The 15,925-nt window shown below is 59.0% G+C and carries 11 protein-coding genes and 1 pseudogene; 7 read left to right on the top strand and 5 right to left on the bottom strand.

Going from position 1 to position 15,925, the window contains the following annotated elements; genetic code table 11:
• Positions 1-358 precede the first annotated feature (358 nt).
• Complete coding sequence (locus EOE18_RS16860) at positions 359-3,238, top strand: TonB-dependent receptor plug domain-containing protein (RefSeq protein WP_127711695.1); 2,880 nt, start codon at positions 359-361, stop codon at positions 3,236-3,238.
• A 74-nt stretch (positions 3,239-3,312) separates the two neighbouring features.
• Here EOE18_RS16860 and EOE18_RS16855 read toward each other — a convergent pair whose 3' ends face one another.
• Positions 3,313-4,272, bottom strand: coding sequence for a dienelactone hydrolase family protein (locus EOE18_RS16855; protein ID WP_164852802.1), 960 nt, complete (start codon positions 4,270-4,272; stop codon positions 3,313-3,315).
• A 246-nt stretch (positions 4,273-4,518) separates the two neighbouring features.
• Between EOE18_RS16855 and EOE18_RS16850 the strand changes: the two genes are divergently transcribed.
• Positions 4,519-5,466 (top strand): dienelactone hydrolase family protein, encoded by a 948-nt coding sequence (locus tag EOE18_RS16850; protein ID WP_127711691.1) that lies wholly within the window; start codon positions 4,519-4,521, stop codon positions 5,464-5,466.
• A 44-nt stretch (positions 5,467-5,510) separates the two neighbouring features.
• Here the strand turns inward: EOE18_RS16850 and EOE18_RS16845 are convergent, their stop codons facing one another.
• Positions 5,511-6,785, bottom strand: a complete 1,275-nt coding sequence (locus EOE18_RS16845) for an MFS transporter (protein ID WP_127711689.1) — start codon at positions 6,783-6,785, stop codon at positions 5,511-5,513.
• A gap of 441 nt (positions 6,786-7,226) precedes the next feature.
• Here EOE18_RS16845 and EOE18_RS16840 point away from each other — a divergent pair, with 441 nt between their 5' ends.
• From EOE18_RS16840 to EOE18_RS16830, 3 genes are read left to right on the top strand one after another with little or no spacing between them, the layout of a single operon-like run.
• Entirely contained in the window at positions 7,227-10,139 is a 2,913-nt protein-coding gene (locus EOE18_RS16840) for a TonB-dependent receptor plug domain-containing protein (protein ID WP_127711688.1), read from the top strand.
• A 54-nt stretch (positions 10,140-10,193) separates the two neighbouring features.
• Positions 10,194-11,843, top strand: a complete 1,650-nt coding sequence (locus EOE18_RS16835; RefSeq protein ID WP_127711686.1) for a carboxylesterase/lipase family protein — start codon at positions 10,194-10,196, stop codon at positions 11,841-11,843.
• Positions 11,844-11,861: 18 nt separating this feature from the next.
• Positions 11,862-12,443 (top strand): cupin domain-containing protein, encoded by a 582-nt coding sequence (locus EOE18_RS16830; protein ID WP_127711684.1) that lies wholly within the window; start codon positions 11,862-11,864, stop codon positions 12,441-12,443.
• A gap of 71 nt (positions 12,444-12,514) precedes the next feature.
• Here the strand turns inward: EOE18_RS16830 and EOE18_RS16825 are convergent, their stop codons facing one another.
• Complete coding sequence (locus EOE18_RS16825; RefSeq protein WP_127711682.1) at positions 12,515-13,141, bottom strand: GlcG/HbpS family heme-binding protein; 627 nt, start codon at positions 13,139-13,141, stop codon at positions 12,515-12,517.
• 173 nt (positions 13,142-13,314) lie between these two features.
• Positions 13,315-14,071: pseudogene (locus EOE18_RS16820) on the bottom strand (IS5 family transposase).
• A 382-nt stretch (positions 14,072-14,453) separates the two neighbouring features.
• Between EOE18_RS16820 and EOE18_RS16815 the strand changes: the two are divergent.
• Together EOE18_RS16815 and EOE18_RS16810 are read left to right on the top strand one after the other, a co-directional pair.
• Positions 14,454-14,807: a hypothetical protein gene (locus tag EOE18_RS16815; protein WP_127711680.1), complete on the top strand. Its 354-nt coding sequence runs from the start codon at positions 14,454-14,456 to the stop codon at positions 14,805-14,807.
• A gap of 66 nt (positions 14,808-14,873) precedes the next feature.
• Positions 14,874-15,701 carry a hypothetical protein gene (locus tag EOE18_RS16810; RefSeq protein ID WP_246027518.1) on the top strand — a complete coding sequence of 276 codons (828 nt, stop codon included), beginning with the start codon at positions 14,874-14,876 and terminating at the stop codon, positions 15,699-15,701.
• A gap of 11 nt (positions 15,702-15,712) precedes the next feature.
• Here EOE18_RS16810 and EOE18_RS18700 read toward each other — a convergent pair.
• On the bottom strand, positions 15,713-15,925 hold a 213-nt coding region (locus EOE18_RS18700; RefSeq protein WP_220446034.1), incomplete at its 5' end, for a hypothetical protein.

The raw sequence follows: 15,925 nt of genomic DNA, 5'->3' as shown, positions 1-15,925 counted from the left end.
AATTGAGAAGCTTATCCCCCGCCTCGGCAAGATTCAGCATGCTTGCATGGCCGCGTCAGCTTTATAATTGCGGGCTTTGCACGGCGGCTCTATCAAATGGGTAACAATATGAGAATCAATATTGTTTGCAAAATCCGGTTGGCCTTAGCAAACAGGCAGTTCAGGAAATGGGTGAGGGCAGGCGGGAAACCATCTTGCCAGAGGTGAGATGGGCCAGAGGCGAGATGATAAGGCCATTCGACGCCGCATTCGCCTTTATAGAGGCGTTTCGCGAACCTCCCCAAGCCCCAGTCCCTGCCGCCTGCATCGGCCAACGGATGGCATGTTTGGGTAACAGGAGGTCGAATTGAATAGCCTGATGGTGACAAGATATATGCTGGCGAGTGTCAGCTTACTGGCCTTGCCTGCTGCGGCCTTGGCGCAATCGTCAGCGCCTGAGGGCGGCGATGCCGGCAATCCTGCGAAGCCGGCAGAGATCATCGTGACCGGATCGCGCATTGCCACGGGCAATTCCAGCCCTGTGCCATTGACTGTGGTCACCACCGAAAATCTCCTCAATGTGCGTCCTTCGACGCTGGCCGATACGCTGCAATCGGTGCCGGTTCTGGCCGGGTCTCGCTCAACCCTGTCCAGCCCGACCTCGTTTGGCGGTTCAGGTGCAGGCAATGGCGCTGCCAATCAGGTGAACCTGCGCAATTTGGGGGCACAGCGCAATCTGGTGCTGATGGATGGCCATCGCGTGCCGCCGACCTCGACCACCAATGTGGTGGATATCGACATGGTGCCCCAGATGCTGCTCGACCGCGTCGAAACGGTGACGGGTGGTGCATCGGCGGTTTACGGCTCGGATGCCATTTCGGGCGTGGTGAATTTCATCACCAAAAAGAACTTCAATGGCCTCAAGACCAATCTGCAATATGGCATCTCGCGCTATGGCGATGGTCAGCAGGTTTCGGCGGGCATGGCCTATGGCACCAAGCTGTTCGATGGTCGCGGCCATTTTGAAGCCAGCTATGAATTCCGCGACGACAAAGGCGTGATGAGCCGGTCCTCGCGTCCGTGGTTCCAGCGTTTGACCACCTCGGGCGCGGGGACGGCGGCCAACCCGTTCTATGTGACCTATGGCGTCAATTCGCCCAACTTGCCATTCGGCGGACGCATTTCTGGCACCAGCAGCGCGCTTAATGGGATGTACTTCTCGGCCAATGGCGTGTTGAGCCCCTTCGTCAATGGCTCTTCGGTGATCAGCCCGGTGACCGGCGTTGCCGATGCAAGTCTTCAAGTGGGCGGCGCAGGCGGCTATTATGACACATCGCTCAAGGCATCCTTGCGCTCTCACCAGTTCTTTGGCCGCTTTGATTTTGATGTTAGCGACAGCCTGAAATTCTACATCACCGGCGCTGCCAATCTGAAGAAAAACCGCGCGCTGGATATTGATCTGACGCTCAACAATCTGACGATCCGCTCGTCCAACGCCTATATCGCGCAAATGGCTGGCGGCGCTTATGCCAGTGCTTTGGCTGCGGCAGGTTCGACCTTCAATTTCAGCCGCATCGTTCAGGGCGTGCCGCTGGACCAGAATACCGACTCCACCCAGATCTCCATCAACACCGGTCTTGATGGTGCCTTGGGCAAGTTCAAGTGGAACGTGAATTACACCCATGGGCAGACCCATCTTTATCTGTTGGCCCGCAACAATGTGAACGAGCAGAAGCTGCGCGCTTCGCTCGACGCGGTGAATGTCGGGGGCAATATCGTTTGTGGTATCAATGCCGATGCGATTGCCAGCAATGACGATGCTTCCTGCCGTCCATGGAACCCGTTTGGCCCCTCGGCCAGCGATGCATCGGCCATGGGCTATTTCCTGACCAATTCCACCTACACGCAGAACACCTATCTGGATGACCTGTCGGCCGATATTCATGGGCCTTTGGTCGAGGGCTGGGCCGGACCGATTTCGGGCGCCCTGTCGGTGGAGTGGCGTCAGGACCGCTTCAATTCCCATAGCTATATGGAATCGAACGATCTGGCCAATTGCGCGGGTTTGCTCAATTGTGTTCAGGGGCGTCAGGGCCTGTGGCGCAACAGCTTTGCCTCCAGTCCGACGGTGAGCAACCGCGTATGGGAAGTTTCGGCAGAAACCGAAGTCCCGCTGCTGACGGATCAGCCTTTTGCCAAATCGCTGTCGCTGTCGGGTGCGGCGCGTTACACCAGTTACAAGACGTCGGGCCAGTATTGGACCTGGAAATTGGGCGGTGTGTGGGAAGTGGACAATGACTTCCGCCTGCGCGGCACGCTCAGCCGCGATATTCGTGCGCCTACGCTCAATGATCTGTTTGCCCCGACATCCACCGTCACCAATGCCCAGACCGATTATCTGATCGCTGGCCAGCCTTCCTACGCCGTGGCGCAGGATACCAAGGGCAATCCCAATCTGACGGCAGAAGTCGGACATACTTTGACCGTGGGCGGCGTATGGCGGCCTTCCTTTGCGCGCGGCTTGAGCCTGTCGCTGGATTATTACCAGATCAAGATCAGCAATGCCGTGATCCTTTCGCCCGGCTTTTCGCAGATCTATCAACAGGCCTGCTATGCCAGCGGGGGCACATCGCCTTTCTGTTCGCTGCAAACCCGCGCGCTGGGCAATTATACCGATACCAGCGCCGCCAATGTGGTGACCCGCTGGAGCGTGCAGCCTTTCAACATCGGTTCGATCCGTACCTTTGGTCTGGATGGTGAAGTCAACTATACCACGCGCTTGGTTGGCCGTCCGGTGACCTTGCGGGTGATGGGGACCTATCAGCCGCATATCTATTATGAGCAGGCCGGTGTGCAGACCACCGATCAGGGCGGTGTCACCACCGGACCTGTGGGCATGGGCCCCGCGCCCAAGCTGCGCATCACCAGCACGATGAGCTACAAGGTCAGCGATGCCTTCCGCGTGGATGTCCAGAACCGCTGGCGCAGCCCGATGCATATCGATGCCAATCCGGCCAATGTCTATTACAACGGCATGGATCATGTGAAGGCAGGCAGCGTTACCTCGGTCAACCTGTCCTATACGATGAACAAGCCTGCGCTGGGCAATCCGGAACTGTTCTTTAACGTGCAGAACCTGTTTGACGCCGCGCCCGCCTATATTTCGGGCAGCAATCCGGCGGGTCGTATCGGTGGGTTTACCGTGGCCGATGATCCGGTTGGCCGCTATTTCACTTTTGGTCTGCGCAACAAATTCTGATGCGCTTGATCTAATAAAAAAGCCCGCCTGTCGCGCGACAGGCGGGCTTTTTTTATGGGCTGCGATGATCGTGTTCAGTCGATTAACCGGCCCAGCAATTCGCGCAGGCGCAGCAAGGCCGCGGCGCGGGCGATGGCATTGCCGGGGTTCTTCTCGCGCGGTTCCTCGCCCAATCGCATGAACATGTGGTCGGAATTGGGATAGATCACCGGTTCATAGGTTTTGCCCAAGGCCTTCATCGCCGCAATGGTGGCAGGCAGCGAGCGGGTTGGGCGGGCGTCATTCTGGGCGTAAAAGCCATAAAGCGGTGCAGTAATGGTGCCCAGCATCTCGGGCGGGGGGGCTGCGTCGTAAAAGGCGTAGACAGCGGACAGGTCATGGCGTTGCAGCGCAAAATACATGCCGCGTCCTGCGCCCCAGGCAAAGCCCAACACGGCCAGCTTGCCATTGGCCTGCGGCAAAGCCTTGGCGTAGTCGGCCCAGACGTTGAGATCGGCGCTCATTTGCGTATCCTTGCCCGCCATGCCGAAATGGGTGAGGAACACATCGCGCAGATTGGTGATGGAATCGCGCCCGCCGCCATTGGGGCCTTGGCCCGAGATAATGTCCGGCACCACCACGATCACCCCCATGGCTGCCACTTGATCGGCCATATCGCGGGCCCAGATGTTGAGCCCCTGATCCTCTGGCAACAGCATGACCACCGGAACCTTGGCGGGTGAGGGGGGCGTAGCTTTTTCGGGATAGATGACAAAGGCATTCAGCCGCCGACCATTGGCGTTGATATGGACCATCTCGTGTTTGCGCGGTGTCAGCTTGAAGCGCTCCTGACGCCAGGTGTCCGGCCCCAATTGCTCTTCAAAGGCGATGATCTCGCGTAGGATCTTTTCCTTTGCCGCGGCCTGTTCGGCGGCGCTGGGCATCGCTGTATTATTTTGCCCCGTTGCATTTTGTGCCGACGCGGCGGGCGCGAGCAGCAGCGGTGCCAGTGTCGCCATGGCGAGTGTAGGCAGCAAAAGCTTGGGTAAGGGCATGATCAGGCTCCGTTTGTGGAGAGCCCGCTGGCACGCGAATTTGGAACGCGGCGGCGGCTCTCTCTGTTTTTGGGAATGGTCAGCGCGCTGACGCGACGGCATTGCTTTTTATAACAATAACGTCAAACATATTATTGACAATCATTGGTCTCAGGTAAAGCATAGGCCTCATCACCCTAATGGAACCCCAATGGCAGGGGTTTCCGCAAGGGGCATCGGGTGAATTTCTGTTTCCGGAGAGGCAAAATGAACATACGATACCGCCATCCAGGCTGGACGACTCTGGCTGTTCTCACCGCCGGGTTGGGCACGATTGCCTGTGCCCCGATCGCCACAGCCCAAACGGATCCCGGCGCCGTCCCCGCCCCCATGCGCGGGCCGCAGACCTACGAACAGCAACAGCGCAATCAGGCTTGGGCCACGCGCAAGATTGCCCTGTCCCCCTTGCGCAAGGAATGGGTGACAATCCAGCGCGGCAACCGCAGCCTGAAGGCCATGGTGACCTATCCCGAGGGCCAACGCAAAGCGCCGGTGGTGCTGGTCGGGCATGAGGTGTTCGGCCTGACAGATTCAACGCTCAACACTGCGGTGGAAATTGCGCAGATGGGTTATGTCACTATCGCGCCGGATTACCTGTCGGGCTATGGCCCCAATGGCGGCGGCACCAGTTCCATGGGCAGCAAGGCGGGGGAAACCTCCACCTCGCTGGAGGATGCAGAGGTGGATGCCGATATCAATGCCTGGGCGGACTATGGGCTGAAATTGCCGCAATCCAATGGCAAATTCGCCATTGTCGGCCTCAGTTGGAGTGGCGGGGCGGCGTTCCGCTATGTGTTGGGGCCAAGTGCCAAACCGGAATTGAAGGGCGTCTTTGTGTTCTATGACGTCGGCCCGCCCACCACGCGTCAGGCCCGTTTCCACAGCACGCCCGAGCCGGGCATTTTGCCGGTCGGCCCGATCAAAGTGCCCGTCTTCGGCTTTTACCCCACGCAGGATACGCGCGTGATCAAGGCTTTGCCTGCCACGCAAGAGGCGATGCGCAAGGCGGGCAACCGGTTTGAAGCCATCATGCTGGAGGGTGCCGATCATGCCTATCTGCGGGTGGGCGAGGATCCGGCTGATCCAAACCCTGCCAATATTGCGGCAGTGAAGGCCACTCTGGCGCGGCTCAAGGTGGAATTGGGCAAGCTGTAAAAGGAAATGGCCTGTCCGCTTGAGTGTCGGACAGGCCATTATAATCATACTTGGATGATTTTTGGTGCCCATTCCGGCCGAAGCAGGATCCAAGTGCTGGCCGCCCCCACCACCAGGAAGGCAAAGATGACCATCATCGGCAGGTCATAGCCTCCGCTCACGTCCAGCAGCCATCCCGACAGGCTGGCCGATACGCCCCCCGCCAGACTGGTGGCCACTTGCTGGATGCCGGTCACCATACCTACGGCAGGCTTGGGGATCAGCGTCAAGCGGCACAAGGCCAGATTGTTGGCCGTGGCTAGGCCAAGGCAGGAAAGCGAAAAGACATTCCAGAACAAGGCCCATTGCAAAGAGGCCGACCACGCGCCCAGCAGCACGGTGCAGCCGCCGACGAAACCGGCCATTACAAACAGCTTGCGCACCAGAACGGCGTCTTTGCCTTTGGCAATCATCCGGTCGGCCACCCAACCGGCCACCAGCGCGACAAGGGCGATGCCAGCAAAGCTGAAAAAGGTGTAGAGGCCCGATTTGGACAGCGAAAGTCCCCGCTTTTCCACCAGATAGGACGGCATCCATGTCATGCAGAAAAAGGTGAAATAGCCATAGCAGAAATTGGTGATCAGCGCTCCCCACACCACCGGACTTTTCATGATGGCGCCCATGCTGATCGACCCGGCGGTACGTTTGGCGACGACCATTTCCTCTGCACTGGGCCAATCGTTGCGCACCATCACCATCCACGGCACCAGCCAAACCAGTCCGATCGCACCGGTCAACAGGAACATGGTTTGCCAATTATACTGGACGATCAACCATGCCGCGACAGGCGCGCCCAGGGCGGGGCCGAATTTGTTGCCCATGGCGAAAATGCCCACCGCCGTGCCGCTTTGCCCCTCCTTGAAATTGTTGCGGATCCAGCGATAGCTGGCCGGCATGACAATCGCCTCTGTCGCGCCGATCAACAGGCGCATGATCAACAATCCGCTGAAAGCAGATGTCAGGCCAGTGGCGGCCGTAGCACCGCACCAAAGCACGAAACAGACCGTGTAGGGCACTTTCACGCCATAGCGGTCCACCACATAGCCTGCGGGCATTTGCACCAGCCCATAGGTCCAGAAAAAGGCCGAGTTGAGCCAGCCGCGGTCCATATTATCCAGCTTGAAACTTGCGGCAAAACCCCTGTCGGCCAAAGCAGAAGAAATGCTGGTACGGTCGACATAGGCGATCAATACCCCCAGCGCGAGCAGCCAGAGAATGGACCACGCCTTTTGGCTGGATAGCCCGCTACTGGACTGGGGATCGTTGGTGGGGGGTGGCATGCAGGAAACCCTCTCTTAAAAATGTCATCAATGTTGTTATCAATATTGCAGCGCCCACCGCAACAGGCCAGTCCTATCACGAAATTGAGCATCGGCCGTTATCAGGATGCGCGGGCGGCCAACTCTCCTTGGGTCCCGCATAAGGCCGTGGGCCATGCCTTGCCTTTTCGTGATGGTTCGGTCGGTGCCGCTATTCACCACCACGCTGTGCCCAGCCTTATCCTCCTCGATTTGGGTTGGGTTTGGATTGTTGCGCTTAATTTCCCATCACAGAATCGCATGAGCACCATCGGCATGCATGGCTTGACGGCGTTGAAACGATTCTGTTAACAATATTGACAACGCAAATGGCGGCATTAGGCGATTGCCCGCGCAACAGGGCAACGCAAACAGGGAGAGAAGTCTGTGACTTTCCAACAGAGAGAGCGCGTTTGTGCGCGCATGGCAGCAGCAATCTTGCTGCTGGGGGCATCGCATGGCGCCATGGCGCAGACTGAGGCTGCGCCCAAGGATGCCGATATTATCGTCACCGGATCGCGGATCGTCCGTAATGGCGATAGTGCGCCGCAGCCGGTTACCTTGGTTCGTACCGAGGAATTGTTGAAGCAAACCCCGACCACGTTGGCCGATGGTCTGAACGCTTTGCCGGTGTTCGCCGGTTCGCGCGGGCCGGGCACTTCGGTGGCCACCACAGGAAATGCGGCAGGCGGCAATGGCGCTGCCAACCAGCTTAACCTGCGCAGCCTTGGCGCGATCCGCAATCTGATCCTGCTCGATGGCCAGCGCTTGCCAACCGCGTTGTTCAATGGCGTGGTGGACGTGGATATCGTGCCCGACATGCTGATCGAGCGCGTCGATGTGGTCACTGGCGGCGTTTCGGCAGTCTATGGTTCGGATGCCATTTCCGGCGTGGTCAATTTCGTGACCAATCGCAAATTCAATGGTTTCAAGGCCGAGGCCCAGACCGGTATTTCCCAGCGCGGCGATGCGCCGCAGTATAAGGCCGCCTTTGCCGCGGGTAAGGCCTTGGGTGACAATGCCCATATCGAGGCCAGCTATACCTATTTCTCGTCCGACCCGCTGTTCTATCGTACTGATCGCGATTTCGGCTATGACTATGCCTATGGCGGCCTGAAAACGCCAACCAGCACCTATGGTGCGGCGGGCACGATCAACAATCCCTATGTGCTGGTATCGGGCGCGCGCAATTCCAGCGCCACCTATGGCGGGAAGATCACCTCGGGCCTGTATAATAACACCACTTTCAACGCCAATGGCGTGCTCAGCCCGTTCAATGCCGGAACGGTGACGGCCTCGCCCAATCTGTCGATTGGCGGGGATGGTTTTTACAACAATGCATCTTTGGGCGCGACCCAGCGCAGCCATCAGGGCTTCACGCGGTTTGACTATAAGCTGTCCCCCGATGTAAATTACCACCTGCAAGGCTTGGTCAGCATCAAGGACAACACGTCCTATTCCAACTATGCTCAGTTCAGCAATTTCACCATCCGCGCCAACAATCCCTATCTGCCAACCTCCATGCAGACGGCACTGGCTGCGGCGGGGCAGAATTACTTCACCTTTGCCAAAGTGTTCAACAATGCCCAGCGCCTGACCGCAGATGTGCGTACCGAGCAATTTTATGTGAACACCGGCTTTGACGGTAAATTCGGCGGGTTCGACTGGGATGTCAGCCTCAATTATGGCAAGGCCAAGCTGAGCACGGCGCTGAGCGGTAATATCAATAACCAGCATCTGGCCGCTGCGGCCGATGCCGTGACCAATGGCAGCGGGCAGATCGTCTGTGGCATCAATGCCGACGCGATCACCAGCAATGATGATGCCTCGTGTAAGCCGATCAACCTGTTCGGTCCCACCGCCGCCAGTCAGGATTCCTTGAACTATATTTTGGGCACAACCCATCTGTGGTCCTATAATCAGGCCTTTGATATCGGGGGCCATCTGGGCGGCCGTTTGTTCGATCTGGGGGCAGGGGACGCGCGTTTTGCGGTGTCTGCGCAATATCGCACCAATTCCTTGCGCCAGACGGTCGATGTCGCCTCGTCGGACACGGCCAATTGCTCGGGTCTGGTGATCAATCCGATCAATACCGCCACGCAAACCACTTTTGCCAGCAATTGCGTTCCGGTCGGCGCATTGCAACGCAACACCAATGGCACCACCACCCCGCTGACCCCGACGGCGCTGTACCAAAACGCTTTCTCGCCCATGGCCGAAAAGGTGCAGAGGGTGAAGGAAGTGGCGGTCGAAGTGGATGTCCCGCTGCTCAAGGACTCGGCTCTGGGCCGTATGGTGGGTGTGACGGGCGCGCTGCGCTATGCCCATTATAACACCACGGGCAGCGCCTGGGTGTGGAAGGGCGGCCTTAACTGGAAGGTGACCGACGACCTGCGCCTGCGTGGCACGATCAGCCGGGACTTCCGTGCGCCTACGCTCAACGATTTGTATCAGGCGCCCACGGTGACGGTGGCGAATAATGCCGACCTTTTGACCGGCGCCTCCTTCCTGCAATCGCGCACGCAGGGCAATCCCAATCTGCGTCCCGAAGTTGGCCACACCTGGACCTTGGGCGCGGTGTTCAAGCCACGCTTTATGCCCGGTTTCAGCGTGGCGCTGGATTATTACAACATCCGCATCACCGATGCGATCCAGTCGGTCAGCGGCTTTCAGCCCGCGATCCAGCAGGCCTGTTTGTCGAGCGGCGGCGCCTCGCCTTTCTGCTCGCTGCAACCGCGCCCCAATGGCTACAGCGATACCAGTGTCGGCAATGCGCCCTATTACTGGCTGACCCAGAATCTGAACTTTGCCGAAATCACCACGCAGGGGCTGGACGCGGATATCAACTATGCCACACGGGTGGCCGGCCGTCCGGTCAGCCTACGCGTGATGACCACGTGGCAGCCCGAAATCATCTATGGCCAGCAACCGGGCGCCAGCGGGACGCCGGTTTCCTTCAACGCGGCGGGGGCGTCCAATGCCAATGGCACGGTCAATAATATCGCTGCCAAATGGCGCGTGAATGCCAATCTGCATGTCGAGCCGACCAATTGGATGACCACCGACCTGCGTGCGCGTTGGCGTTCGGGCTATCGCTATAATCCGGACCAAAGCACCTATTTCGCGCAGGCTGTGCCCGCCGCCATGTGGCTCGATACCTCGGTCACATTCAAACTGCCCGACAGCGACCGTTATCAGCTGTTCTTTAACGTGCAGAACCTGCTGGATAAGGCGCCGCCGCCCTATCAGACCGGCATTCTTCCGGGGCAGGGCTTTGTGCCGGGGGATGACTTCATTGGCCGCTATTTCCTGGCCGGTGTCCGCGTAAAATATTGATGCTTCTCAGGCGGGCGTTTGTTGCAGACGCCCGCCTTTTTTCTGGAAACAGGTATGAAACAGGCAATTGCCGGGGCCGGAATGGTCATACTGTCTTCGGCGGCCTTGGCCGGTGCGCCGGTGGGTATGACGCCCGTGGCCGGAGATCCGGTGCGGATAGCATCCGGCCTTGTCGCCGGAACCCATCTGGACGAAGGCGTCGACGCCTATCTGGGCATTCCCTATGCCAAGCCGCCCTTGGGCGATTTGCGTTGGCGGGCGCCACAGCCGGTCACATGGCAAGGCGTGTGGAATGCCGACCGCAAGGGGGCGCAGTGCATCCAGATGCTGCGCCGCCATGACATCAACCACTATTTCGGCGAAGAGGTCAGCGGCGAAGATTGCCTCAACCTCAACCTGTGGAAACCGGCCAGCGCCAAAGCGGGCGACAAGCTGCCGGTGATCGTCTTTATTTACGGCGGTGCAGGCACGATCGGTTCGGCGGGTATGGCCCATTATGATGGCGCGGCGGTGGCCCGCCATGGCGCGCTGTTCGTCAACATGAATTATCGCGTCGGCTTGCTGGGTTTTATGAGCCATCCCGAATTGAGTGCCGAACAGGGCGGCCATTCGGGCAATTATGGCTATTTGGATCAGAACGCTGCGCTGCGTTGGGTGCATGACAATATTGCCGCGTTTGGCGGCGATCCGGAAAAGGTCATTCTGGTGGGGCAGTCTTTCGGGGCGTCCTCGGTTGCCGCGCAGGTGATGAGCCCCTTGTCCAAAGGGCTGTTCCGCGGCGCTGTCCTGTCGAGCGGATGCAATCTGACCCGCGAGGGCGTGCCTTTGGCGCAGGGCGAGAAAACAGGTCTTGAGGTGCAAAAGCGACTGGGTTTGGCCAACCTGCATGCTTTGCGTCAGGCCCCTGCCGACCAGATCCTGAGCCAGCAGGCCGAAAGCCAGAACCTGACCGTGACAGCGGGTGTGGCCATCCCTCGCGTCATGGACGGCTATTTCTGGCCGGGCACTGTGGCGCAGGGTTTGCGCAACCATCAGGGTAGCGCCGTGCCCTTGATCGCCAATTCCAATAGCGATGACAATGATGCTTTACGCTACCCACTGACGCAGGCGCGCAATCTGGCCGAATATCGGGAATTGGCGGCAAGGATGTATGGCAAGGACGCCGAGGCATTCCTGCGTCTCTACCCCGTTCGCCAAGACAGCGATGTGCCCATTGTGTCGAGGCAGGCGGCGATGGAAAGTGGATTTCTGGCCGGATCGCGCGATTGTGCGGTGCTGAACAAGCTCTACAATCAACAGCCGACCTATGTATCCCTGTTTACCCGCCGCCATCCCTATCGGGCTGGTGTAGTGATCGCGGATCAGGATACCGCCAGCGTGGGTGCCTATCACAATGCTGATATCCCCTATTTCTTTGGAACGCTGGACGCTTTCAACCTGATCCGCCCTACGCGGGATTGGACCGCCGATGACAAGGCCCTGTCCGAGGCCATGTTGGGCAGCCTTATCGCTTTTGCCCGGACAGGCGTGCCTCCGATCGCGGGCAAAGCATGGCCTGTCTGGAACGAGAAGGCCCCCGACTATGCCATTTGGGGTGGCAAGGCGCCCAAGGCCCGAATGGATCTGGCCCGCATGGATTGGATAGCGGCTCACCCGCCTGCTGCGGTGGATGTTAAAAGCGGTGGTCTGCGGGCCAAGGACTGAATGCAAAGGAGAATGTCCATGAAATTCCGCCTATTGGCCATGCTGGCTGTGGTGGCCAGCCCCGCCGCAGCGCAGAATGTGCCCACACCAGCCCCAAAACCCACGCTGCCATTGCAAGTTGGCAATGGACCCAAGCGCATGCCTGCCGCTCCCCGGGAATATACGTCCGCCAAAGACATCGCCGCCCGTATTGCAGCCGCCGATGCCGCAGTGGCCGCAGGGCGCCCCTATGATGGTGAGCCCCTGTTGTTCCAGCAAGGCCATCGTGTAACGATGGAATATCGCAATGTGCCCCAAGGCGGCATCAATGTGCATCTGGAAGATGCCGAAATGTTTGTGATCATTTCAGGCACTGGCGCGATGACCGTGGGGGGCCATTTGATCGATCCTGTGGCGCAAAAGGACAATCCCTATGAAGGCCCGACCATCAGTTCACGCAAGGTGGAAGGCGCGCGGACCTATGAGGTAGGTCCGGGGGATATGATCATGATACCGGCCAATACGCCGCATACGGTCAGCCGAGTGGATGGTAAGCTGGTGCTTTATTCCATGATCCTGCCGCGTCCTGCCCGTCCTGTCACGGACATTCCGCTTCCGTAACGGATTGGCCAGACGGCTGAAATCTAAGAAATCCGGGCGGGCGCCTATTTCCGGCAGCTCGCCCGGATTGGTCATTTCAGGCCCTGTTCCATAGCCTTCGCGCCTTCCTGCGCACAAGTTTCGTCAACTTCGCCGGCGGGGCCGCCACTGACCGCAATTGCGCCAACCAGTTTCCCCTTTTGCATCAAGGGTATTGAGCCGGGGAAAAGGGTCATGTTGGGTTGCACCATGGCAAGTGTGGCGTAATCTTTTGCCCGCAGTCTGTCACGGATGGCTCCGCTGCGTTCGCCAAAGGCAACCGCCACCAGATTTTTGCGCATGGCATTATATACCCGTCCGGGATGGGCAGCGTCGGCTTGCAGGCCAAGAACGATGCCTCCTTGCGCATTGGCGACGGCTACTCCCACTTCATAACCTTGTGTATGACAATAGGCCAGGGCAGCCTTGGCGCCAATGAGGGCAAGTTCCAGCGGTGGAGCCGGTGGCAAGGCGGGCTCTTGCGCGCGTTGGATATTGGGATTGATCGCGCGGGGAGGCGCTAGCATGGCCGGCAAAGGCGGAGGTAGATTGTCACCGGGCAGGGAGATCGGGTCGCGCAAACCAGCGCTGGGCGGTGGCGGCGTAATCATCGGTTGAGCCTGAAGAACGCCGAGGTCATTTATAAAGAAGACGGCGATTAGGGTGGTGAGTGCTCTCATGAATTTTCCTTCTCCAAGCAATTTTGGAGGGGTTTTAGATTACGTTGCGCGGGAGGATCCCTTTCATTGTTATTGGCCTCACGTCTCGATTTGTTATGTGTAGGCACGATTTCGTGCCATTGCGCGGAATGAACCGCGCCGGGTTTTGCGTGCTTAGGATCAGGACTCGTTGATCACAGCCAGAAGAGCACGGTGGCGGCCAGAGCGAGGGCGGAGAAGTAGACTGTGGGACAGCGATCGTAACGCGTTGCCACGCGGCGCCAGTCCTTCAAGCGGCCGAACATGATCTCGATCCGATTGCGCCGTTTGTACCGGCGCTTGTCGTATTTGACTGGAAAGGAACGCGATTTCCGGCCTGGGATGCATGGCTTGATGCCCTGTTGCTCCAGCGCATCCCTGAACCATTCGGCATCATAGCCCCGGTCAGCGAGCATCCACTGGGCTTTGGGCAGATCATCAAGCAAAGCCGCAGCGCCCGCGTAATCGCTGATCTGGCCCGCCGTGATGAAGAAACTCAGCGGGCGACCATTGGCACCGGTGACGGCGTGCAGCTTGGTGTTCATGCCGCCTTGGTTCGTCCGATCAGGCGCCCGAGATCCCCTTTTTACCCCAAGGCTGGAAGCCGTGCGGTGAGCCTTGAGATAGGTCGCGTCGATCATGACAGTCTGGGGCTCCGCCCTCTGAGCCGACAGACCTTCCATCATCCGGGCGAACACGCCCATCGCCCCCCCACCGTTTTCAGCGATTGTATAATGTCTTGTGCGGCCCGTATTCCCTCGGCGCATCCCGCCAGCGCAGCCCGTTGCGATTGACGAAGATGATCCCGCTCAGCACACGCTGATCATCGACCCCGGGCTTGCCGTGGCTCTTGGGAAAATAGGGCGACAGACGAGCCATCTGCTCGTCCGTCAGCCAATATAGGTCGCTGATCATCAGTCTCCTCGCAGAGCCTGAATCACATCACCGCCTGACCATCAATTGGTCCTGAGCCTACGAAACCCGCCAGTCCGTTATCGGCCCAGTAGCAGTCGGAAATCAGGTACAGCGCCCAGACAGGAGATTGGCGGGTTTTGGAAATGAGCCCGCCACCAAAACCGTCTAGGGGGTAATGGCCGTAAAGTCCAACGATGCGGCACACTGTTTCCGGCAGAGCGTGACCAAGCTTCGTTGTGCAAGCTCCATGTGGCAAGGGGGCGCGGACGACTGGTTTCGATAACGATGCCTTGAATCCGACAATCGGTTCTGAGCGTAATCTCCAAAGTGAGAGCGGGAGGAATAGCTTTCGAGTTCCCTGAACCCGAAAGGATTTTCCATGCATCCCAACGCACTGGAGCCGGCAGCTTATTTAAACCAGCTTGCTGCCGCTTATCGTCGTTTAATTCCGCATCTATCCGCCGGCGAAAAACTCGGCAGACGGATTGTCAATCAGGTCATAGAGGAGGCCACCGGCTGCACTTCGGCCTCCGCGGCCTGGTCTCAGCGCGACAGCTTCCAGATGCTGGAAATGGCTGTGCTTTGCTGGCTCGCCGGGCAATCGGTCCCGTCATTGGCCGATCAGGCACTCCCATTCCTGCACAATCTCGAAGCGCGCCTCCCAACCCAGACTGTTCGCAGCGAAGAGCAGGTTGAGCATCAGCATTTCTCCACGCCACTGGGATTGGCGTAGCTGTCGTCCCATCTTGCCGACATCCAACCTGACGATGTGGTGCTCGAACCCAGCGCAGGCACTGGAATGCTGGCTGTCTGGGCGAAACAGGCCAGCAGCCTATACCTCAACGAGATCGACCCCGTCCGCCAGGAAATCCTGCGCCACATGTTCCCCGATGCGACCGTGACCCTCGAAGCACAGTGGGCGCCCAAGTTCACTCCGCTTGCCGAGACCGTGAAGCGCATCGGCCCCAAGTCCCGGCTGCTGCGCAATGGCCGCTCGTCGCGCGTGGCTGTGCTTATGCCAGATCGCACGCGCCTGATGGACGATGGCACGCCGGTGGCCAGTTTCACGCTGAACCGGCCTGGTGGGCGAAGCTGGCTCACCGCTGACGAACTCGCCGAGAGCCACTGGGATGATTGCGAGCGCGAGGCTTTCGAGCAGGCCTGGCAGGCTGAGGCCGATGATCTGGCGGCCAAACCCTATACCGAGCGCTTCTATCTCGCGACCGGCCGCCTGCTGCCGATCTGGAACTTGCTGGGCGATGAGGCGCAGGTGCGTCGCCTCGTCACCCAGGATGGCCGGTCTGTGTTGGGACGCATTGTGCCCGCCGAGGCGGTCAACATGCTGCTCGACAAGCTGGGCATCGGTGATCGGATTGCGCTGTCGCCTGAGCAACTGGTCGATGCGGCGCTGGGCGGCAAGGTGGTGCCCAGCGATGCCTTGTCCGGCACCAGCCTCAAGCGTTCCCGGGTCAACGGCGAGCAGCGGCTTGAGGTCATCGGCTTTGATCTGCGCGCTTTGCCTTCCCGGAAGGCCAAGGGCTGCTTCACCGAGATCATCGCCTATCAGACACGGCTCTTCATGCCGGTGAACAGCGCCCGCGAGATCGTGGAGGCGTTGGCGGCTTAGTCGTCCATCCTTTATTCGGTAGGGCAGGGGGCGCTTAATTGACAAAGTTTGCCAATCTTTGCTATTTTGAAGGCTTGGAGGTTCCCATGGCCACGATTGTTGAGTTGCGCTGAGAATTGACCCGGGATTTTCATTGAGAATTGACCCGGGTGGGTATGGGTTATGTGCTGCCCATGGCGGTCAAGGTCAAGCTTTGGGTTTATACCTTTCTGGATTTTGGGGTG

The organism is Novosphingobium umbonatum (assembly GCF_004005905.1).
In the GTDB taxonomy this organism is placed as follows: domain Bacteria; phylum Pseudomonadota; class Alphaproteobacteria; order Sphingomonadales; family Sphingomonadaceae; genus Novosphingobium; species Novosphingobium umbonatum.
This window is presented reverse-complemented; position numbering and strand designations above follow the sequence as displayed.